This window comes from Streptomyces sp. NPDC093221 (genome assembly GCF_044753885.1).
Classification (GTDB): Bacteria; Actinomycetota; Actinomycetes; order Streptomycetales; family Streptomycetaceae; genus Actinacidiphila.
In genome coordinates this window covers 1332383-1353898 of record NZ_JBIVOA010000002.1, presented here as the reverse complement: position 1 = coordinate 1353898, position 21516 = coordinate 1332383, and the positions used below count along the sequence as shown (strand labels likewise).

18 protein-coding genes are annotated in these 21516 nt (G+C 71.1%); 9 read left to right on the top strand and 9 right to left on the bottom strand.

All coding sequences use genetic code 11. The features are described from left to right. Positions 1–8 precede the first annotated feature (8 nt). A complete protein-coding gene (locus ACIQCJ_RS12030; RefSeq protein WP_355340696.1) occupies positions 9–1076 on the top strand; it encodes an NAD-dependent epimerase/dehydratase family protein in 1068 nt (355 codons plus the stop codon). A 26-nt stretch (positions 1077–1102) separates the two neighbouring features. After that, the gene (locus ACIQCJ_RS12025) at positions 1103–2389 is read left to right on the top strand and encodes a lysophospholipid acyltransferase family protein (protein WP_401855346.1); all 1287 of its coding nucleotides are present in this window, start codon (positions 1103–1105) and stop codon (positions 2387–2389) included. 98 nt (positions 2390–2487) lie between these two features. On the opposite strand, the gene ACIQCJ_RS12020 is transcribed toward ACIQCJ_RS12025, so the two are convergent. From ACIQCJ_RS12020 to ACIQCJ_RS12005, 4 genes are all read right to left on the bottom strand, one after another. Then, positions 2488–3759 (bottom strand): DUF5667 domain-containing protein, encoded by a 1272-nt coding sequence (locus ACIQCJ_RS12020; protein ID WP_355340691.1) that lies wholly within the window; start codon positions 3757–3759, stop codon positions 2488–2490. A gap of 241 nt (positions 3760–4000) precedes the next feature. Further along, complete coding sequence (locus tag ACIQCJ_RS12015; protein ID WP_391052059.1) at positions 4001–4825, bottom strand: ECF subfamily RNA polymerase sigma factor, BldN family; 825 nt, start codon at positions 4823–4825, stop codon at positions 4001–4003. A 340-nt stretch (positions 4826–5165) separates the two neighbouring features. Continuing rightward, entirely contained in the window at positions 5166–6179 is a 1014-nt protein-coding gene (locus ACIQCJ_RS12010) for an HAD family hydrolase (protein ID WP_402711263.1), read from the bottom strand. A 104-nt stretch (positions 6180–6283) separates the two neighbouring features. Further along, positions 6284–6550 carry a glutaredoxin family protein gene (locus ACIQCJ_RS12005; RefSeq protein ID WP_355340682.1) on the bottom strand — a complete coding sequence of 89 codons (267 nt, stop codon included), beginning with the start codon at positions 6548–6550 and terminating at the stop codon, positions 6284–6286. A gap of 249 nt (positions 6551–6799) precedes the next feature. Between ACIQCJ_RS12005 and ACIQCJ_RS12000 the strand changes: the two genes are divergently transcribed. The 5 genes from ACIQCJ_RS12000 to ACIQCJ_RS11980 all read left to right on the top strand — a co-directional run bounded on the left by ACIQCJ_RS12000 (position 6800) and on the right by ACIQCJ_RS11980 (position 12676). After that, positions 6800–7498, top strand: coding sequence for an exonuclease domain-containing protein (locus tag ACIQCJ_RS12000; protein ID WP_402711262.1), 699 nt, complete (start codon positions 6800–6802; stop codon positions 7496–7498). A 131-nt stretch (positions 7499–7629) separates the two neighbouring features. Further along, positions 7630–8340, top strand: coding sequence for a redox-sensing transcriptional repressor Rex (locus ACIQCJ_RS11995; RefSeq protein ID WP_188281706.1), 711 nt, complete (start codon positions 7630–7632; stop codon positions 8338–8340). Next, positions 8337–9692 carry a glutamyl-tRNA reductase gene (locus ACIQCJ_RS11990; RefSeq protein ID WP_355340676.1) on the top strand — a complete coding sequence of 452 codons (1356 nt, stop codon included), beginning with the start codon at positions 8337–8339 and terminating at the stop codon, positions 9690–9692. Before ACIQCJ_RS11995 ends, ACIQCJ_RS11990 begins: the two co-directional genes overlap by 4 nt. A 333-nt stretch (positions 9693–10025) precedes the next feature. Beyond that, entirely contained in the window at positions 10026–11018 is a 993-nt protein-coding gene (gene hemC, locus ACIQCJ_RS11985; RefSeq protein WP_401308945.1) for a hydroxymethylbilane synthase, read from the top strand. Continuing rightward, positions 11015–12676: a bifunctional uroporphyrinogen-III C-methyltransferase/uroporphyrinogen-III synthase gene (locus ACIQCJ_RS11980; RefSeq protein ID WP_355340670.1), complete on the top strand. Its 1662-nt coding sequence runs from the start codon at positions 11015–11017 to the stop codon at positions 12674–12676. The genes hemC and ACIQCJ_RS11980 overlap by 4 nt, the downstream gene beginning before the upstream one ends. Before the next feature lie 105 nt (positions 12677–12781). Here the strand turns inward: ACIQCJ_RS11980 and ACIQCJ_RS11975 are convergent, their stop codons facing one another. Further along, positions 12782–15010, bottom strand: a complete 2229-nt coding sequence (locus tag ACIQCJ_RS11975; RefSeq protein WP_355340743.1) for an AAA family ATPase — start codon at positions 15008–15010, stop codon at positions 12782–12784. 160 nt (positions 15011–15170) lie between these two features. Here ACIQCJ_RS11975 and ACIQCJ_RS11970 point away from each other — a divergent pair, with 160 nt between their 5' ends. Next, on the top strand, positions 15171–15320 hold the full coding sequence (locus tag ACIQCJ_RS11970; protein ID WP_355340667.1) for a hypothetical protein: 150 nt from the start codon (positions 15171–15173) through the stop codon (positions 15318–15320). A 306-nt stretch (positions 15321–15626) separates the two neighbouring features. Beyond that, positions 15627–16613, top strand: a complete 987-nt coding sequence (gene hemB / locus ACIQCJ_RS11965) for a porphobilinogen synthase (RefSeq protein WP_402711261.1) — start codon at positions 15627–15629, stop codon at positions 16611–16613. A 13-nt stretch (positions 16614–16626) separates the two neighbouring features. Here the strand turns inward: hemB and ACIQCJ_RS11960 are convergent, their stop codons facing one another. The 4 genes from ACIQCJ_RS11960 to ACIQCJ_RS11945 form a co-directional block, all read right to left on the bottom strand. Then, entirely contained in the window at positions 16627–17523 is an 897-nt protein-coding gene (locus ACIQCJ_RS11960) for a patatin-like phospholipase family protein (protein ID WP_355340662.1), read from the bottom strand. A gap of 71 nt (positions 17524–17594) precedes the next feature. Further along, positions 17595–18911, bottom strand: a complete 1317-nt coding sequence (locus ACIQCJ_RS11955; protein ID WP_391052041.1) for a hypothetical protein — start codon at positions 18909–18911, stop codon at positions 17595–17597. Then, positions 18908–19996 (bottom strand): fatty acid desaturase family protein, encoded by a 1089-nt coding sequence (locus ACIQCJ_RS11950; RefSeq protein ID WP_402711260.1) that lies wholly within the window; start codon positions 19994–19996, stop codon positions 18908–18910. The genes ACIQCJ_RS11955 and ACIQCJ_RS11950 overlap by 4 nt, the downstream gene beginning before the upstream one ends. 277 nt (positions 19997–20273) lie before the next feature. Next, a complete protein-coding gene (locus tag ACIQCJ_RS11945; RefSeq protein ID WP_402711259.1) occupies positions 20274–21503 on the bottom strand; it encodes an acyltransferase family protein in 1230 nt (409 codons plus the stop codon). Positions 21504–21516 lie beyond the last annotated feature (13 nt).

Here is a 21516-nt window from a genome sequence, read left to right as displayed (position 1 = left end):
GCTGAACCGTGGGCAAGGTGGTGCTCGTCACCGGAGTCGCGCGACCGATCGGCGGCCGTTTCGTCCGCCGCGTCCTGCGGGAGCCGGAGGTCGACCGGGTGATCGCGGTCGACGCCGTACCGCCCGAGCACGATCTGGGCGCCGCGGAGTTCGTCCGCGCCGACATCCGGCAGCCCATGATCGCCAAGGTCCTCGCGCAGACGTCGGTCGACACCGTCGTGCACCTGGACGTCAGCGCCACCACCACGATGGGCTCCGGCGGCCGGACGCAGGTCAAGGAGACCAACGTCATCGGCACGATGCAGCTCCTGGGCGCCTGCCAGAAGGCCCCGACCGTACGGCGCCTGGTCGTGAAGTCCACCACCAGCGTCTATGGCGCCGCGCCGCGCGACCCGGCCGTCTTCACCGAGACGATGCCCGCCAAGTCGCTGCCGAGCGGCGGCTTCGCGAAGGACGCCGTCGAGGTCGAGGGGTACGTGCGGGGCTTCGCGCGCCGCCGCCCGGACGTCGCGGTCGCGGTGCTGCGGTTCGCGAACATCCTCGGCGCGCACGCCGACACCCCGCTCGCGGAGTTCTTCGCGCTGCCCGTGCTGCCCACCGTCCTCGGCTACGACCCCCGGTTGCAGTTCGTCCACGAGGACGACGTGAACGAGGTGCTGGTACTGGCCGCGCTCGACGCGCGGCGCGGGACCCTCAACAGCGGGACGTTCAACATCGCGGGCGACGGGGTGCTGCTGCTGTCGCAGACCGCGCGGCGGCTCGGCAAGCCGACCGTGCCGGTGCTGCTGCCCGCGGTCACCTGGATCGGACGGACGCTGAAGGCCGCGGGCGTCACCGACTTCTCGCGCGAACAGATTCGGCTGTTGACGCACGGCAGGGTGGTGGACACCCGGCAGATGCGTGAGACGCTCGGTTTCGTGCCGGCGTACACGACGGCCGAGACGTTCGCCGACTTCGCGCGCAGCCGCGGGCCCGGGCTGCTGCCGCCGGACCGGATGGCGCGCGCCGTCGACCGGCTCGCCGCGGCGGCGCTGGCGCCCGACGCCGCGGACGCCACCGACGCCGACCACGCGTGACCGCACCAGGCAGAAGGAGTCGAACCATGGCAGACGCCAAGGTGATCCCGTTCGGCGACGATTCGCGGGCGCGGCGTACGGGCTCGGGTTCCGGCTCGGGTCCGGGGTCCGGCTCGGGGTCCGGCCGGTCGCGCGGCGGCCGGTCCGCGGGCGCCAGGAAGAAGGACGGCGCCGGGTCGTCCGGCGCGGGCGGGCCGGGCACGCAGCCGCTGGCGGCGGTGCCCGAGGTGCCGGAGCCCCAGGAGACGGCCGAGGCGGGCTCAGAGCCGGGCGGTACGGGCGCAGCGGTCCCCGCGCAGGGAAGCGGCGGCGGGACCGAAGCGGAATCCGCCACGGGGGCGCGTACGGGTTCCGGTTCCGGGTCCGCTTTCGGGTCCGCTTCAGGGTCCGCTTCCGGTTCCGGTTCCGCCGCGGGGGACGAGGGGCCGGGGCTGGCCGCCGCGCTCGGCGGGGTCGCCGACCGGCTGCTCGGCGGGGACTGGGAGCGGAAGGTCGCCTCCGGCCTGTCGTTCCTGCGGCGCCGGGTCACCGGCGAGTACGAGGTCGACGAATTCGGCTACGACGCCGAGTTGACCGAGCAGGTGCTGATGTCGGTGCTGCGGCCGTTCTTCGACACGTACTTCCGGGTCGAGGTGAAGGGCATCGAGAACATCCCCGCCGAGGGCGGGGCGCTGGTGGTCTCCAACCACTCCGGGACGCTGCCGGTCGACGGCCTCATGACGCAGGTCGCCGTGCACGACCACCACCCGGCGGGACGGCACTTGCGGCTGCTCGCCGCCGACCTGGTCTTCATGCTGCCGGTGGTCAACGAATTCGCCCGCAAGGCCGGGCACACGCTGGCGTGCGCGGAGGACGCCGAGGTCTTGCTGGAGCGCGGTGAGGTCGTCGGGGTCATGCCCGAGGGCTTCAAGGGGCTCGGCAAGCCGTTCTCGGAGCGCTACAAGCTCCAGCGGTTCGGGCGCGGCGGATTCGTCGCGACGGCGCTGAAGACGAAGGTGCCGATCATTCCGTGCTCGGTGGTCGGCGCCGAGGAGATCTATCCGATGGTCGGCAACTCCCGCACCCTCGCGCGCGTGCTCGGCGTCCCGTACTTCCCCCTCACCCCCACCTTCCCCTGGCTGGGGCCGCTCGGACTCGTCCCCCTCCCCACCAAGTGGACGATCCAGTTCGGCGAGCCCATCCTCACCGACGCCTACCCGCCCGAGGCGGCGGAGGACCCCATGCTCGTCTTCAACCTGACCGACCAGGTCCGCGAGACGATCCAGCACACCCTGTACAAGCTGCTGGTGGACAGGCGGTCCGTCTTCTTCTGAGGGCGGCCCCGCCACGCGGCGGGCGGTGTTCTTCTGAACGTGAAAGGGCGGCCGGTTCTCCCCGCGGGGAGCCGGCCGCCCTTGGGTGTGCGGTGGTGCTAGTCGTTCGAGTCGTCCACGCCGAGGCCGAGGCCGGGGAGGAGACCGGGCAGGAGCGGGGGGAGGGTGACGGAGTGGGGCGGGGTGGCGGAGGTGGACGGGGTGTCCGTGGCGCCGTTGCCGCTGCCGGGAGTGCTGTTCGGCGGGGGCGGGAGCAGCGGGCCGCCGATCAGGCCCTCGTGCTGCGGGGTGGTGGGCGACACCGACGGGTTGCCGCTCGGCGCCTGCCCGGACTTGCTGTCCCCGGACGCGGGCGCGGACGGCGTGCCGGAGCCGGAGCCCGTACCGCTGCCCGTACCGTCGTCGCTTCCGCCGCCGGAACGCCGGTGGCCCCGGGAGCCGGAGGAGCTGTCGTCCTTCGGCTTGGGGAGCACGGATTCGAGCGGCTTGACGTCATCGTCTATGGCGGCGAAGACCGACGAGACCTGGTCGGAGACATCGGTGAGCTGGCTGGGCAGCTTGCCCCGCATCTCGGTCCAGCCCTGCCGGTGCGACGCGGCGAAGGTGTTGAGCAGCGCCATCGGCTGGAGCGAGCCGTCCTTCGCGTACGCCTGGGTGAGCAGCCGGTGTCCCTCGGCGGCCTCCTGCCGCATGCCGGACAGCGCCTTGCGCACATCGCCGACGGACTCGTCGTCGAGCTGTCCGCCGCGCTGCCGGTCCATGAGCCGCCGGGCCTCCTGCATGCGCGTGGAGGCCATGTCGAGGTAGACCTTGCCGCGGGAGGCGTCACTGCCCGCCATGTCGAGCTTCAGGTCCTCCATGCCCCGCTTGAGGCCGTAGAGGGTGTCACCTGGCAGCGCGTTCGTACTGGCCGCCGCGACTCCGCCGAAGGCACCGGCGGCGACGCCGACGGACAGGCCGCCGACCGCGAGCCGCCGGGACAGCCGGGAGCGCGGGGTGAGCTTGCGCAGCCGGTGGGCCCCGTGTCCGCCGGTGCCCTCCGAGCGCTGCTCGGGAACCCGGCCGGTGACCTCGAAACTGCCGTCGGCGATGGCCTGTTCCATCGCGGCGATGAGCTGCGCGCGCTGGACGGTCTTCTTCTCGGCGTCCAGTACGGGCGCCGGCCGGTCGCCGATGGCCGCGGCGAGCGACAGCAGCGAGTCCTGTTCGGGATCCGCGTGCCGGGCCGCGGCATGGCTGCCGTGCTGCCCGCTCGCCGGTCCGGCACCGCCGCCACCGCGCTCGCCGGTGGTCTCGTCGAGGACAGCAGCGTCCTCAAGGGCCTGGGCGAAGGCGTTCGCCCGGCGGTGTGCCGTTGCCTGTCCGATCACGGGCGGCACCTCCTCTCGTCATCCACACTCGACTCCCCATGCCGCCCGGAAGGTTGCGTTCCCGGCTGCCGTCCACCCGATCGAGTGAACAGCAACAGGCAGCGCGCGGCACAGATATGTCTGCATGTGATGCAACGAGTGCCGGGCCAGTTGGGTTACGCAGGTCTGATGATCGGGTCGGCTCTGATGATCGGACTGATAGGCCGAATGACGGCCTGCCGGGGTACGGGACAACGCGGACTCACCGGGCGTCTTCCGGTAGCAGCCTGGCCAGGGTGCGGACCGCCCGGTACTGGAGGGTCTTGATCGCCCCCTCGTTCTTGCCCATGATGCGGGCGGTCTCGGCCACCGAGAGACCTTGGAGAAACCGCAGCGTCACGCACTCCTGCTGCTGCGGATTGAGCTTGCGCACGGCCTGGAGCAGCGCCTCGTTCGACAGCGACTCCAGAACGGAGTCCTCGGGGCTGCGCTCGACCTCGTTCGCGTCGAGCATTTCACCGGTGGTCACTTCCAACCGGAACCGGCTCGATTTGAAGTGGTCGGCGACCAGATTGCGGGCGATCGTGACCAGCCACGCGCCGAAGTCACGGCCTTGCCAGGTGAAGGTACCGATTCTGCGCAGGGCGCGCAGGAACGTCTCACTCGTCAGATCCTCGGCCGTGGCTTTGCTGCCGACGCGGTAATAGATGTAGCGGTAGACGGTGTCGGAGTAGTGGTCGTAGAGCCGTCCGAAGGCTTCGGTCTCGCCTTCCTGGGCCCTTTCGACCAGGTCCATCATCCGGCCGCTGTCGGTGTCGGAGGCCGGGCGGCGGGCGGTGGTCGTGGCGGTCGACTGACCGCCGCCGGAGCCGTTGCCCGCGCCGGTGGTGCTGGTGGAGCTGCTGCGGGTGCGTCTGCCTGCGGCTGTGCTGACTTCGGCCAGCGCGTAAGCGTGGCCGGGGACGGTGGGACCGGACGTGGCGAAGGCGGGCACGGCGTACGTGGGGACTGTGCGCATCAGGCGGTCAACCACCAGTGCGCGCAACGCAGCCAGGCCAGAGGTGTCAACCCCGTCGTGTGGGTACACGGGACTCCCAGAGGCAGAACTTCCATCACGTGCAGTACGGGACCGTTCACTCGTCGTGGCGACGTGTGGGTACCGGAATGCGTCTGAGGAGAATAACGCTTCGTACAGGCGACGCTACACCGAGTTGCTCAAATCGCCGTTTCCGCCACTTCCTAAGCGGAATGGTGATCGAGCAATTATCGAACAGGCGCCCTTAGTTGACCACTTCTGCTCGTGAAATGGTCGCGGAGAGAGCGTGTTGTGCTCGTGTTCACGCGTGTCGCTCCCGCCACTTCGGACGCCCCGCGGCACGGCGGATCCGCGGCGTCACGGGGGTCACAGGCGTCCCGTGACGGCTGCGTCAGGAGTGCCGGCGGCGGCTGATCGCGACGGCGGCCAGGGCGCCGCCCGCCACCGCGCCCATCCCGGCCGCGGCGGGGATGCCGATCTTGGCGGCCTTGCGCCCGGTGCGGTAGTCGCGCAGCCGCCAGCCCTCGGCGCGGGCGTGCTTGCGCAGCCTGCTGTCGGGGTTGATGGCGTAGGGGTGGCCGACCAGGGACAGTATCGGGATGTCGTTGGAGGAGTCGCTGTACGCGGCGCACAGCGACAGGTCCAGGTCCTCGGCGGCGGCCAGGGCGCGTACGGCCTCGGCTTTCGCGGGTCCGTGCAGCGGCTCGCCGACCAGGTGCCCGGTGTAGACGCCGTCGATCGACTCGGCGACCGTGCCGAGCGCGCCGGTCAGGCCGAGGCGGCGGGCGATGATCGTGGCGGTCTCGACGGGTGCGGCGGTCACCAGCCAGACGCGCTGCCCGGCGTCCAGGTGGGCCTGGGCGAGCGCGCGGGTGCCGGGCCAGATCTTGCCCGCCATGTACTCGTCGTAGATCTCCTCGCCGATGGACATCAGTTCCTCGACGCGGTGCCCCTTGATGATGGACAGCGCGCTCTCGCGCACGTCCCGCATGTGCTCGGGGTCCTCGTTGCCCGCCATGCGGAAGTACGTCTGCTGCCAGGCGAAGCGCAGCAGGTCGCGGGTGTCGAAGAACTTCCGCTTGTACAGGCCGCGGCCGAAGTGGAATATCGCGGCGCCCTGCATCACGGTGTTGTCGAGGTCGAAGAAGGCCGCCGCGCGGGGCTGGTCGTGCGCCGGGAACTCAGGTTCCGCGGGCTCGTCCGGCTTCCCCGTCCTGGCGGATCTCGCGGACGCCGCGGATCTCGCGGACGTGACGGTTTCCTCCGGCCCGGCGGAAACCGCGTCCCGCGGCCGGGTCTTGGTGGCCAGGGCGGTCTCCGCGGCCAGTGCCGCGGCCTCGCCTGCCAGCACACTGCGCTCGGTGCCGGCCTGCCTACGGGGGGTGAGCCATCTGCGTGCGGCCATACCGCGAGCATAACCACCCGGCGCGTCAAGCCCTGTTCGCGCACGATGCGGGGGCGTGAACGCCGCACGACCGGTACAGTGACCGGCTGCGGGTCCCGGCCGGGTCAGCCCGCGGTGAGCGCCGCGCGCAGCCGCTTCTCGTCCACACGCCAGAACGTGTGCTGTTCGCCGTCGATGAGGACGACGGGGATCTGCTCCCAGTACCGCGCGTACAGCGCCTCGTCCCGGGTGATGTCCCGTTCCTCCACGGCCGCGCCGGTCTCGCCCGCCACCTTCTCGATCACGGTGCGCGCGTCGTCGCACAGGTGGCAGCCGGGCTTGCCGATGAGCGTGACCGTGCGCACGGCCGCCGCGGTGTCGTCGTTCGTCATACGGGCCATTGTGCGCCGGACGGTCCGGGCCCCCGTACGACGGGTTCGCGTACAGGGAACGGGCTCTCGCACGAGGAACAGGCCCCCGTACGGCGCCGGGTCGCACCACCTGTCACCCGTGACCCTCCGTGCGGCCGTACTGCACCTGTGTCACAGGCGATATGCGGGCGTTACTCGCACTCGCGCACATTCGATTACGATCGAGGTCGTTTTGTACGGCCGGGGGCGATGCGTGAGGAGTGTGACCGCGTGCTCTCGGCTCCGAGCCAGGCTTCGGCGTACGGCTTTGCCGTGGTCGACGTCGAGGCGACCGGTTCGTCGTCGCGGCGGCACCGGGTGGTGGAGCTGGCGGTCGTACTGCTGGACAAGGACCTGACCCCGCAGGGCGAGTTCACGACGCTCGTCGATCCGCACGGTCCGGTCGGCCCGACGCACATCCACGGCATCGAGGGCGGCGACCTCGGCGGGGCGCCCTCGTTCGACGGCATCGCGGCCCGGCTGCTGAGTCTGCTGCGCGGCCGGGTGCTCGTGGGGCACAACGTGGGGTGCGACCGCTCGTTCCTGGCCGCCGAGTACGCCCGCGTCGGGGTGCGGCTGCCGTCTATACCAGAACTTTGCACGATGCGGATGGCCGCCGCCCGCTTGCCCGTTCCGCACGGACTGTCACTGCGCGACTGCGCCGAGGCAGCGGGCGTCACGGAGTGGCACGCGCACACCGCGCTGGGTGACGCCCGTGCGACGGCTGAGCTGTTCTCGCACTACGTTCGGGGTGCGGAATCGGTCGAATTTGCGGAATCCGCCGTTCTGGGCGAGCGGCTGGCGCAGGCCGCCGCGGTGGAATGGCCGCAGGCCACTGGCCTACCGGGGGTCGTTGACGCACTCTGGAAGCGCCGCAGCAACGATTCCGCACGGCGAATGGTGCCCAATGTCCGTAATGGGAGCGCGTGATGCCGGTCACGTCCGCCGGGCAAATCGGACACCATCTTTGTGCACGCGTTCACAAAGACATAGCCTGCTGTCCACGGGGCGGCCCCAAAGACCGTGGTCGTCTTCAGCCCAGCTCTACCCGCAGGAGCACCGTGGCAACTGGCCGATCTCACCGACCGGCGACCCGCAGCCGAGGGATTCCCGAGGCCACCGTCGCCAGACTTCCGCTGTACCTGCGGGCACTGACAGCACTCTCCGAGCGCTCGGTGCCCACCGTGTCGTCGGAGGAACTCGCCGCCGCCGCCGGGGTCAACTCGGCCAAGCTGCGCAAGGACTTCTCCTACCTCGGCTCCTACGGGACCCGCGGCGTGGGCTACGACGTCGAGTACCTCGTCTACCAGATCAGCCGTGAGCTGGGCCTCACGCAGGACTGGCCGGTCGTCATCGTCGGTATCGGCAACCTCGGCGCCGCGCTCGCCAACTACGGCGGGTTCGCCTCCCGCGGCTTCCGGGTCGCCGCGCTGCTGGACGCCGACCCCGCCCTCGCGGGCCGTCTGGTCGCCGGGCTCCCGGTCCGCCACATCGACGAGCTGGAGTCGATCGTCGACGACAACCAGGTGTCGATCGGCGTCATCGCCACGCCCGCCGGCGCCGCCCAGGAGGTCACCGACCGCCTCGTGGCCGCCGGTGTGACCTCGATCCTCAACTTCGCGCCGACCGTGCTGACCGTTCCGGACGGCGTCGACGTACGCAAGGTCGACCTCTCCATCGAGCTGCAGATCCTCGCCTTCCACGAGCAGCGCAAGGCGGGCGAGGACCGCCAGGACCCGGACGGTGACGTACCCGCCGTGATGCCCGCATGAGCGTTCTCGTCGTCGGACTCAGCCACCGCAGCGCACCCGTGAGCGTCCTGGAAAGGGCCGCGCTCACCGGGGACGCCCGCGCCAAGCTGCTCCAGGACGCGCTCGCCGCGGAGCCCGCGGCCGAGGCGGTGGTGCTCTCGACGTGCAACCGCATCGAGCTGTACGCGGACGTCGACAAGTTCCACGCCGGGGTCGCCGAACTGTCCACGCTCCTCGCCCAGCACAGCGGCGTCGGCCTCGAAGAGCTGACCCCGCACCTGTACGTGCACTACGAGGACCGGGCCGTCCACCACCTGCTCTCCGTGGCCTGCGGGCTGGACTCCATGGTCGTCGGCGAGGGCCAGATCCTCGGCCAGATCAAGGACGCGCTGGCCGCGGGGCAGGAGCTGCACACCGCGGGGCGGCTGCTCAACGACCTGTTCCAGCAGGCCCTGCGGGTCGGCAAGCGCGCCCACTCCGAGACCGGGATAGACCGGGCGGGCCAGTCCCTGGTCACCTTCGGCCTGGACCAGCTCGCCGTGACGACGGGACCGCTCGCCGGCCGCCGCGCCCTCGTCGTCGGCGCGGGCTCCATGTCCTCCCTGGCCGCCGCCACGCTCGCGCGCGCGGGCGTGCGCGAGCTGGCCATCGCCAACCGCACGGTCGACCGGGCCGAGCGCCTCGCGGCGACCCTGGCCTCCGACAACGGCGCTCTCGACAGCCGCGCGATCACCATGTCCGAGGTGTCCGCCGCGCTGCGCACCGCCGACGTCGTGGTGTCCTGCACCGGCGCGACCGGCCTGGTGCTGAGCGCGGACGACCTGCGCGCCGCCCTCGCCGAGCGCCCGGCGGGCACCGACCTCGCCGTGCTTGACCTCGCCATGCCGCGCGACATCGACTCGGCCGCGCACGCCCTGCTCGGCGTGCACCTGGTCGACATAGAGTCGCTGGCCGCCGCGTCCGCCGACGCGCCCATGGCCGCCGACGTCGACGCCGTGCGCGGCATCGTCTCCGAAGAGGTCGCCGCCTTCGGCGCGGCTCAGCGTGCCGCTCGCATCACGCCCACCGTGGTGGCGCTGCGCGCCATGGCCGCCGACGTCGTGGCGGGTGAACTTTCCCGCCTCGAAGGTAGGCTGCCCGATCTGGACGACAAGCAGCGCGCCGAGATCACCCAGACGGTGCGCCGCGTCGTCGACAAGCTCCTGCACGCGCCCACCGTGCGGGTCAAGCAGCTCGCGGGCGAACCGGGCGGCGCGGGCTACGCCGACGCCCTGCGCGAGCTCTTCGACCTCGACCCGCAGGCCGTAGCCGCCGTCCGCTCCGCGCCGACCCGCACCACCCTGGGCGTCCCAGAACCGAATCGAGGCCGCTGAATGAACGAGACGGGTGCCCCGCACGAGCCCGGGGCTGTGTCTGATCTGGGGCTGCCGCCGGGTGGGCGCGAGGTGCCGGACGCGGCTGGACGTGCCCCGCAGGGGCGCGGGCCTGTGTCTGATGTGCGGCTGCCGCCGGGTGGGCGCGAGGTGTCTGAGGCGGTGCCGGACGCGGCTGGACGTGCCCCGCAGGGGCGCGGGGAACTGCGCGGCCGGCCGGTGACGGCCGGTGGTCCGGGAACAACCGGCAGTGCCCCGCTGGACCCGGCGGAGACGAGCGGCGCCGCCGCGGCTGAGGCCGCGGTGCCCCGCGCCCCCGAGGGGGCACCCTCCGTGCGCGAGGAAGCCGTCGAGGGGGCACCCTCCTCGCACGGGGCGCAGCCCCTTCGGCTGGGGACCCGGCGGAGCAAGCTGGCGATGGCGCAGTCGGGCATGGTCGCCGCCCAGGTGACGGAACTGACCGGCCGCCCGGTCGAGTTGGTCGAGATCACCACGTACGGCGACGTCTCGCGCGAGAATCTGGCCCAGATCGGCGGCACCGGCGTCTTCGTGTCGGCCCTGAGGGACGCCCTCCTGGCCGGCGAGATCGACTTCGCGGTGCACAGCCTCAAAGACCTGCCCACCGCGGCGGCGGACGGCCTGACGCTCGCGGCGATCCCGGTACGGGAGGACCCGCGGGACGCACTCGTGGCCCGCGACGGCCTGACGTTCGAGACGCTGCCCGACGGAGCGCGGGTCGGCACGGGCTCCCCGCGACGGATGGCGCAGCTCAACGCGTGGGCACGGTCACACGGCAGGGACGTGGAGACGGTGCCGATCCGTGGCAATGTTGACACCCGCATCGGGTACGTTACTTCCGGCACGCTCGACGCGGTCGTACTGGCCGCCGCCGGGCTGAACCGTATCGGCAGGCTCGCGGAGGCGAGCGAGCTGATCGCTGCCGACGCCGTACTGCCCGCTCCCGGCCAGGGAGCGTTGGCGGTCGAATGCGCCGCCTCCAACCAGGAGTTGGCCGCACAGCTCGCCGAGCTCGACGACCCGTTCACCCGGGTCGCCGTGACCGCCGAGCGATCCCTGCTCGCCGCCCTCGAAGCCGGCTGCTCCGCCCCTGTGGGCGCGCTCGCCGACCTCGTGGCCGACGGGCAGACTACCGAGCTGCGCCTGCGCGGTGTCGTCGGCACGACCGACGGCGCCTCACTGGTGCAGATGTCCATCACCGGCCCCGTACCGGCGTCCGACGACGAAGCGCGTGCCCTCGGGCGCGAGTTGGCCGTCGAGATGCTCGCCAAGGGTGCGGCCGGTCTTATGGGGGAGCGCGCACTTTGAACCCCGCCGCCGTCGCTGCAACGACGAACACCGCCGGGACCGCCGGTTCCAACCGACCTTCTTCCGGCCACGTCACCTTCCTCGGTGCCGGGCCCGGAGACCCCGGGCTGCTGACCTTGCGCGCTGTGGAGGCGCTGGCCCGTGCCGACCTGCTGGTCGGCGACGCGCCGGTGCTCGACGTGGTCCGCACGCACGCCCGCGCGGACGTGGGCACGGCCCAACCCGCCGCAGACGGCGAGGTGTTGGACATCTCCGCTGTCTCGGCTGCTGCCACCCAGCTTGTCATGGCGTCCGCGCGGACCGGAAAGCGGGTCGTCCGTGCGGTCGCGGGCGACCCCGGCCTCGACTCGTCCGCGGCCGAGGAGATGCTGGCCTGTGCCCACGCGGGCATCCCCTTCGAGGTCGTGCCCGGCGTGGCCGCCGCCGTCGGCGTACCCGCCTACGCGGGCGTGCACTTGAGCAGTGACGTGCGCTTCGTGGACGCGGCCACCGCCGGCGACCGCTGTTGGAACGAGGTGGGCGCGAGCGACGCGACACTGGTGGTCTCCACCACGCTCCAGACCGTCGCGATCGCCACCGCGGAACTCATCGCCGCCGGACGCAAGCCCGACACCCCGCTGTCGGTGACCGTCGCCGGGACCACCACCCGGCAGCGCACCTGGACCGCGACGCTGGCCACCATCGCCGCGGAGCTGAAGGCGACCAAGGCGTTGCCGACGCCCGAGGGACCGATCGCCGCGATAGCCGTCGTCGGCGAACGCACCGCCCAGCGCCAGCACTTGTCGTGGTTCGAGACCAAGCCGCTGTTCGGCTGGCGGGTCCTGGTGCCGCGCACGAAGGAGCAGGCGGCGTCGCTGTCCGACCAACTCCGCTCGTACGGCGCCGTGCCGCACGAGGTGCCGACCATCGCGGTCGAACCGCCGCGCACCCCGCAGCAGATGGAGCGGGCCGTCAAGGGCCTGGTGACCGGACGCTACGAGTGGATCGCCTTCACGTCGGTGAACGCCGTCAAGGCGGTGCGCGAGAAGTTCGAGGAGTACGGGCTCGACGCGCGGGCCTTCGCCGGTATCAAGGTCGCCGCGGTCGGCGAGCAGACCGCCCAGTCGCTGGTGGAGTTCGGCGTCAAGCCGGACCTGGTACCCAGCGGCGAGCAGTCCGCGGCCGGGCTGCTGGAGGACTGGCCGCCGTACGACCCGGTCTTCGACCCGATCGACCGCGTCTTCCTGCCGCGCGCCGACATCGCCACCGAGACGCTGGTGGCCGGACTGGTCGAGCTGGGCTGGGAGGTGGACGACGTGACGGCCTACCGGACCGTGCGCGCCTCGCCGCCGCCCGCCGACACCCGTGAGGCCATCAAGGGCGGCGGATTCGACGCGGTGCTGTTCACCTCGTCCTCGACCGTACGCAATCTCGTCGGCATCGCGGGCAAGCCGCACAATGTCACCGTGATCGCCTGCATCGGGCCCGCCACCGCCAAGACGGCGGAGGAGCACGGGCTGCGGGTGGACGTCATGTCGCCCGAGCCGTCCGTGCTCGCCCTCGCGCAGGCCCTCGCCGACTTCGGTACGGCCCGCCGGGTCGCGGCCGAGGAGGCGGGCGACCCGGTGACCCGTCCCAGCGAGCGCCGTCCCGGCTCGCGCAGAAGGGCCCGCGTCTAGGGCCCGGATCTGAGGCCCGGATCTGAGGCCCGCGTCCAGGGCCCGGACCCAGGGCCGGGACCCAGGGCCCGCGTCGAGGACCTGGTGGGCCGCACGGGCCCACGACTACCGCAGCGCCGGGGGCAGTTGCTCCCGGTGGACGACGCCCAGGCGCTGCGTGGCGCGGGTGAGCGCCACATACAGGTCGCTCGATCCGAACCGGGCGGGCTCCACGACCAGCACATGGTCGAACTCCAGGCCCTTGGCCTGGCGCGGGGCCAGCAGCACCAACGGCCGGGTCAGGTCGGGCGCTTCGCCCGCCGTGACACCGTCCAGCGCGGCGGCGATCTCCTCGTGCAGCTCGCGCGGCGCGATCACCGCCAGGCGGCCCTGCCCCGGCAGCGGCGTCAGCTCCGCGGCGGCCTTGGCGACCGTCCCCGCCAGGTCCCCGCCCGCGTCCCGCGTCCACGGCCGCTCGCCGGTCGACCGCACCGACACCGGCAGGACGTACCGCGGGTCCTGCGCCCGTACGACCCTGGCCGCCAGCTCCATGATCTCGGCGGGCGTACGGTAGTTGACCTTCAGCGTGACGTGCTCGAAGCGGTCCCCGACGTACGGCCGCAGGATGTTCTCCCACGAGCCGACGCCCGCCGCCTCCGACGTCTGCGCCGGGTCGCCGACCAGCGTCAGCGAACGCGTCGGGGTGCGGCGCATCAGCAGCCGCCACGCCATCGGCGACAGGTCCTGCGCCTCGTCCACGATGATGTGCCCGAACGCCCAGGTGCGGTCGGCGGCGGCGCGTTCGGCCGCGCTGCGGTGGTCGTCCTCCTCGTGCCGTTCCGCCATCCGCTCGGCGTCGATGATGTCGTGCGCGGCCAGGACCTCGGACTCCTCGTCCTCGAACTCGTACGACTCCGAGCCCCGCGACAGCTCCAGCACACCCTGCGCGTAGGCGATCCGCTCCTGCCGTACGGCCTCCTCGGCCGCCAGCCGGGCGCTGTCGTCCACGCCGAGGAGTTCGGCGGCCTCGTCCAGCAGGGGGACGTCCGCTGGCGTCCACGGGGCGTCGAGGGGGTTGTCGGGGCGCGGGCGCCGGATCGCGTCGGCGTCCTCGGCGGGCAGGTACACCGGCGCGGCCAGATAGTCGGCCAGGAACGCCTCGGGGGTCAGCGGCGGCCACAACTCGTCGACGGCGGCGTGGACTTCCTTGCTCGCCGCGATGGCCCGGCCGAGCAGCGCGATGTCGTCGGGCCCGAGGAAGTTGGGCCCGCCGTACGGGTCGGCGCCGATCCGCTCGGCGAGCTGCGCGGTCAGCGCGTCGATCACGCGGAAGACGAAGTGCGGGCGGCCGAGGTTGTGCGGCAGCAGGGTGTCGCGGGCCGCCTGCCGGGCCTCGTACGCGATCTCCCAGTCGAGGATGAGGTCGCCGTCGTCGTGCCGGATGATCAACGGGGCGCCGGGCTCGGGCAGTTGCTGCCGGTCGCGGACGGCCGTCGCCAGCGCCTCGGCCATCTCCTCGCCGCCCTTGACGGCGGCGGCGCGCGGCGTGTCGGTGCCGGTGGCGTGGACTCCGGGGAAGAGTTCGGCCTGGGTGGCGAGCAGGACGCCGGTCTCGCCGAGGGCGGGCAGCACCTCTTCGATGTAGCGCAGGAACGCCGGGTTGGGGCCGACGATCAACACCGCGCGCTTGGAGAGCAGTTCGCGCTGCTCGTACAGCAGGAAGGCGGCCCGGTGCAGGGCGACGGCGGTCTTGCCGGTGCCGGGGCCGCCCTCCACGACGAGGACGCCCCGGTGCGGGGCGCGGATGATGGTGTCCTGCTCGGCCTGGATGGTCCGCACGATGTCGCCCATCCGGCCGGTGCGCGCGGAGTTGAGCGCCGCGAGCAGCACGCTGTCGCCGTTGGGGTCCTCGAAGCCGGTGCGTTCGCCGTCGGCCAGGTCCAGGATCTCGTCGTGCAGCTCGGTGACGGTGCGGCCCTCGCTGGCGATGTGGCGGCGGCGCCGCAGGCCCATCGGGGTGTGCCCGGTGGCGAGGTAGAAGGGGCGGGCGACGGGCGCGCGCCAGTCGATGAGCAGCGGCGTACGGTCGGCGTCGTCCTCGCGGATGCCGATCCGGCCGATGTGGTGCGTGGCGCCGTCCGAGCGGTCGACGCGGCCGAAGCACAGCGAACCGTCGACCGCGTTCAGCGCCGCGAGCAGGCCGGAGCGCTCCGCGACCCGGATGTCGCGTTCGAGCCGCGCCTGGAGGCCGGTGCCGACCGGCGTCAGCGCGTCCTCGACGCCCTGCGCCGCGACACCGCGCAGCGCGTCGACCCGCGCGTGGACGCGGTCGATGAATTCCTGCTCTTCCCGCAATTCGACGCTTTCCCGATTTGACAAAACGGCTCCCCGTCGGATATGGTTGTTCTTGTTGGCCCCGTGATCGGGGCCTTTCCCATGTGCGCTGAATGCGCGCAGAAGAAACCAATATACGCGTGGCGATCCCCGGTCGGCAATTGCCCACCGGGGATTTCTCGTGCCCCGCGGCCCGTACCCGGTCGTCCTCTGCTCGCCCGGCGCGGGCGACCCGCGCTCGATGGGCACCACGCTCTACGACGACCTCGCCTCGCCCGGCTACGACCGCCCCTCGCACCGCTGCCCGGAGGCGCGCTTCTTCTCCGGGTGAGCCCGGCCCGCATCGGCAAGGCGCATTCACCAGGCCGCGACACCCCCTGGGCCGCGACGCCGATGGCCCGTCGGCAACGCCCGAATTTCCGGTGGCCGCCTTTCCGCGGATACGGCGGCGGCCGACGAATTGCGCGGCGCGGAAGCGAACGGATCTTCTTCTCCTCCGCATTGCCGCGGGCCTTTGCGGAGCCGACTGGGCGTCGGGAAAAGCACACCGGGAGCGGGCGTACCGTGGGAGAGAGCCCTCGATCGTGAGGGTGCCTCGATCTCCACGGGTTCGGACCCACGGGAAGGCGGCGCAGCCATGAGCAGCCGGTACGGCGAGTTTCCGGGCGCGCGCCCGCGACGTCTGCGGACGACCCCGGCGATGCGCCGCATGGTCGCCGAGACCCGGCTGTCCCCGGCGGAGCTGATCCTGCCGATGTTCGTCCGCGAGGGCATCAGCGCGCCGCAGGAGATCTCCTCCATGCCTGGCGTCGTCCAGCACACCCGCGACTCGCTGCGCAAGGCGGCGGCGGAAGCGGCAGCGGCCGGGGTCGGCGGCATCATGCTCTTCGGCGTGCCCGAGGTGAAGGACGCGGTCGGCAGCCAGGGCACCGAGCCCGACGGCATACTCCAACTCGGCATCCGCGACGTCGTGTCCGAGGTCGGCGACGCGCTCGTGGTGATGTCCGACCTGTGTCTGGACGAGTACACCGACCACGGTCACTGCGGCGTGCTCGACGCCGAGGGCTGCGTCGACAACGACGCCACGCTGGAGCGCTACGCCGAGATGGCCCAGGTCCAGGCCGACGCGGGCGTCCACGTGGTCGGCCCCTCCGGCATGATGGACGGTCAGGTCGGCGTCGTACGCGACGCGTTGGACGAGATCGGCAAGCAGGACGTGGCGATCCTCGCGTACACCGCGAAGTACGCCTCCGCCTTCTACGGCCCCTTCCGCGAGGCCGTCAACTCCTCGCTCAAGGGCGACCGCAAGACGTATCAGCAGGACCCGGCCAACCTCCGTGAGGCGATGCGCGAGCTGGCGCTGGACCTGGAGGAGGGCGCCGACATGGTGATGGTCAAGCCCGCCCTGCCCTACCTGGACGTGCTGCGCCGCGTCGCCGACGAGGTGAACGTGCCCGTCGCCGCGTACCAGATCTCCGGTGAGTACTCGATGGTCGAGGCCGCCGCCGCGAACGGCTGGATCGACCGCGACCGCGCGATCATGGAGACGCTGACGTCCATCCGCCGGGCGGGCGCGAACATGATCCTCACGTACTGGGCGACCGAGGCCGCCCAGCGGCTCTAGGACCGGACAGGCCCTAGCCCGCCCCTGCCTCCGAGAAGTCCTCGAACTCGCAGTCGGACAGCGCCGCCAGGGCGTCGGCGTACCCCAACTCCTCGGCCCGCAGCAGCCGTTTGCGGTCGGTCTCCGTCCGGCTGGTCAGGACGTCCGGGTCGGACGGGGTGACGCGGTGGATCGGGACGGACCCGAACGAGCCCTGGACCATGATCTGTTCGGAGACCCGCGCCAGCGGGTTGTAGGCGAGCATCAGGCCGCGCACCGGGGCGGATATGCCGGGCGCGGTACGGATGACCAGCGCCTCCTTGCCGCTGAGGTGGTGGCCGAGCGAGCCCGCGCCGACCGTGGAGACGGCGATGACGGCGCTCGGATTGCGCGCCAGCGCGCGCAGCAGCGGCAGCGGGTCGGAGATGCCGCCGTCCACGTACGTCTGGGACCGCAGCCGGACCCGCCGGTGGTAGAGCACCGGGATGGCCATGGTGGCCCGCAGCACCTCGAAGAGTTCGGCGTCCGAGGTGCACCGGCCGAGGTCGAAGTACTCGGCGATGGACGTGACCGCGTTGGTGACGGCGACCTCGAAGGTCAGCGCGTGCTTGGTCAGGCTGGCCACCGAGAGCCCGGTCTGCTCGCGGATGACGGAGACGAGCAGGTCGACGTCGACCATCTTCGTCACGCGCCTGCTGTCGATGAAGTTCCGGCCGCTGAGGTCGTCCAGGAACGTCTTCACCAGCCCGGTGAGGTCCGGCGCGTCGTCGGCCCGCGCCTGCCCGGCGAGCACCGCCCCGGCCACGCACCCGGCGCTGGAGGAGTGCACGGAACCCACCTTGCTGTGGATGCCGAGGTCGACCATGCCGCGGACGACCCCCAGCGCGTAGATGGACCGCATCGCGCCACCTTGAACAGCGACCGAAAGCATCGGGGCTCCTTGACTACGGTGAGTACGGTGATCGCGGGGATGGCGACCACGGCCAGCGGCTACGGCTACGGCTACGGCTTGATGAGCTTGATGACCTGGACGGCGATGGCGACCGTCGGCGCGAGGACGGACAACGCGCCCGCGAACAGCAGGCCGTTGCGGATCGGCATGGACGGCAACTTCTGTACGTCGCGCAGGCGTTGCAGCGCCACCAGGTAGCGCACCCCGGCGGACGGATCGGTCGAGTCGGGGTCCGGCATGGCGGCGATGATCTGGTCGATCTGCTCCTTGCGGTCGACCCGCACCTGCCGCCTGATGTGCGTCATCGAGCCGATGAACACATAGAGCACCATGCCCACGAAAGCCGCCAGGCACAACAGCGTCGGATAGGTGCCGATGGCCGGCTGGAGGAAGAAGAACATGGCGAAGGACGTTGCGAAGGTGCAGGTGAGTCCGCCCTGGAGGTTGGACACCGCCTGCCGCAGCTTCGCCCAGCCGTAGAAGTTGTCGGGGTTGAGCGGGTTGGTGCCGAATTTGTACTCGTTCTTCAACTGCTTGAGGAATTTGACGTAGTGGATGCCGACGACGCCCTCCGCGTACGCCATGTACATCCCGACCGTGCCCATGAAGATCCACACCACACCGCCGAAGGTGACCGGCGCGGCCCGCCCCCACCACTGGTCGTACAGCGCGTCGGAGCCCAGGAAGTGGAAGAGGTGGCCCTGGAGGCGGAGGTTGATGCCGGTGACGACGGCGACGATGCCGAGCAGCACCAGCCAGGAGTATTTGCCGTGCTTGGCGTATTTGGCGTTGAGGTCGTCCACGGCCGACTTCAGGTGGGCGCGCGCCTGGTCGTCGCAGCGGATGCAGCCGGACTTGTCCAGGCTCTCGTGGAGGGTCTGGAGGCTGCGGAAGATGCCGTAGACCAGCGGGACGGACCAGGCGATCGAGAAGGTCAGGATGCAGGAGGGGTAGTCGCGCAGGAACGGTACGGCGTTCGCGTCCGGGTCCGCGCTCTCGCGCCGCGACAGGAACGACCACACGTCCGAGAGCACGCTGAGGTCCCAGTGCGGCCGGTAGAACGAGTTCATGATCAGCGCCGACCAGGACACGAGCAGGCAGGCGAGGAGCACCGCCCAGATCGCGACGACGTACGGCGACCGCTCGTCCTCGGGGCTGCCGGCGGGGCCCGGCGTCACGGACCGCTTCTTCAGCAGCCGCGAGACGAGGATCGGCTCGACGAGGAAGGGCTTGATGTTCAGCGCTTCGGAGGTGATCGGGACGGGCGTGGGAGGCGGGCCAGGTGGCGGGACCGGGGTCGGCCCCCCCGCGCCTCCGGCGCCCCCGGCGGTCGGCGCGGGAATCGGTCCGGTGGTCGGTGCGGTCACAGTTTCCCCCCGTGTCCAGCGGTGTCCTGCGGTGCCGGGTTCTGTCCTGCGGAGTTCTTTCCCGCGCAGTTCTGTCCCGTGCAGTTCTGTCCCGTGCAGTTCTGTCCCGTGCCGCTCTGTCCCGTGCCGCTCTCCGGCACGGAAAGCGCCCGGATGAGCCGGCCGTGCGATTTCACGGCCGCCCACATCGACGGATGCGTCCGTACCGTCATTTCGGTTCCGGCGAGCAGGGCGACGAGCCGTTCCGTCGCCGCCGGGAGTTCGGGAAAGGTCAGCGTGGGCGCGAGGTGATGGACGCAGTGATACGTCGTGCCGCCGCTGAGCCAGTACCAGAATCCCCGGCCGCCGCCCACGTCGGTGGACCGGGAGAGCTGAGCGGAAAGCGATTCCGTTCCGTCGACGGAAGGACCGTATTCGGCCAGATCCGTATTGTGCTGCACCTGGGTGATCAGCGAGACGAAGGTCCCGGATATCAAGTGGAACAGCAGATACGTCAGCAGTGCCCGGCGCGTCGGCAGCACCAGGAAGACCGGAATCCAGACAACGGCGTGCGGCAGGTACTTGTCGGCCAGCAGAAACCACGGCCAGCCGCGCCCCCGGGGCCCGACCACCCGCCGGACGACCGCCTGCCGTGTCGTCCACAGCTCGCTCGGCTTGAGCATGTTCAGCGTGGAGAACGGCAGCAGCAGCCACATGTAGAGGTGCTGCGCGCGGTGCAGGGCGTGCCACGGCTGCTCGGCGGTCACCCGCCCGAACCAGCCGAACTGGATGTCCGGGTCGAACGCCGGATTTCCCACGTACCGGTGGTGCAACCGCACGTGCTTGTGAAACCACCAGCGCGGCCCGAGGCCGATCGCCGCCGACCCCGCACGCAGTACGGCTTCCGACCTCCACCGGCCGCCGCGCACATTTCCGTGTACCGCGTCGTGGAACCAGGACCCGACCATGGAAACGGACGCCAGTGCGAAAAGCGTGATTCCGCCGAACCACGCGATACCGCCGGGCGAGACGAACGGCGACCGTGCGAAGGCGAGTACCAGAACGTATCCGGCGGACATGAGCGCGACCCGTACCGCGAAGTCCACGGCATAACGCGAAGCGGGCGGTCTGGCCCTTCGGGATAACTCCGACTGCCGAAATCCGCGCAGAAGGTGATCGGACGCAGGCGGGCCCGATTCGAGCGGGGGAGTGGAGGCTAATGGACCTGAGGAGATACGGCTCTGCATTGGTGCTCTCCGGTGCCTGTACGCCCCGAAAGCGGCGGACGATTGGCAGACCGTAGCACCGCCGGTAACCGGCGGTGCGCGGTTTCGTCCAAGGCGATACGCGGAGATACGCCCGAGTCCGGTGGGTTTTCTGGTGCTACCCGGCGGTCGCTTCCGAGTCGGGCCCGGTTGTCGGCGCGGGGACCGGCTTGGCCGGCTTGGCCGGCTTGGCCGGCTTCTTGGGCAGCAGCCAGTTCTTCAGCGCCTTGGCCAGGGGCGTCTCCACGTATGTGTGGACGAGCCAGGCCGCCAGCAGCATCACGGCGACCAGCGCCGGAACCAGGATGCGGGCCGGGAGCACCCCGTGCGTGTGCCGGATGATCTCCCACCCGATGTCTTCGTGCAGCAGATACAACGGATACGTCATGGCACCGGCGACCGTCAGCCAGCGCCAGTTGAAGAAGTTCAGCTTCCCGAGGGCGGCGCCCAGGACGAGACCGTAGAAGATGCTCACGACGGCCAGCGACCACCACCACGACAGATTGGTGTGCGTGGACGCCTCGGCGCTGGCCACCAGATCCGTGAGCTGGTTCTGTGCCATCAGCCAGGACGCCCCCAGCAGCAGCCACAGTATGGGCGTGGGCCCCACCCGGTGCATCAGGTAGATCACGATGCCGCTGACGAAGAAGGCCGCGTACTGGGGAACGATCATCAACTGCAGCAGATCGATCCCCGACTGCGGCGCGATTCCGGCCAGCAGCAGCCAGACGATGCAGAAGGTGACCACTCGCCTGTAGGTCAGCCCCATCATCGCCACGACCATGAACAGCAGGTAGAACCGCAACTCCACCCAGAGCGACCAGTACACGCCGTCCACGTCCTGCGCGCCCAGCAGCTCCTGGAACATCGTGACATTCGTCAGCACGTCGCTCGCGGCAAGGGTCGTTCCCCCCGGCCGCGTCACCAGCACCGTCGTGGTCACCGCGATGGCGAACCAGTACGCCGGATAGAGCCGGACGAACCGCGACACGGCGAACTGCTTCGGCGTCCGCCCCCAGCACGACATGCAGATGACGAACCCGCTGATCAGGAAGAACAGCTCGACGCCCAGCCATCCGTACCCGGCCACCTCGTGGACGCCGGGGAAGACCGCGCGCGAGGACTTCCCCCACGGGGACTCGAACCAGTCGTCGAAGCCCATGTAGTGGTAGGCGACCACCATGAGCGCGGCTATCAGCCGCAGACCGTCCAGCACGTACAGCCGCTTCTTCGGCTGCGGTGCCGCGCTCCCGGCCTTGCCTCCGGCGGCGGGCTCAGGGACCGGTGCGAGGTCGGGCAGCGGCGCGGAGCCGGTGGGGGCGGCATCTCCGCGAACAACGGTGCTCATAGGTGGGGTGTCC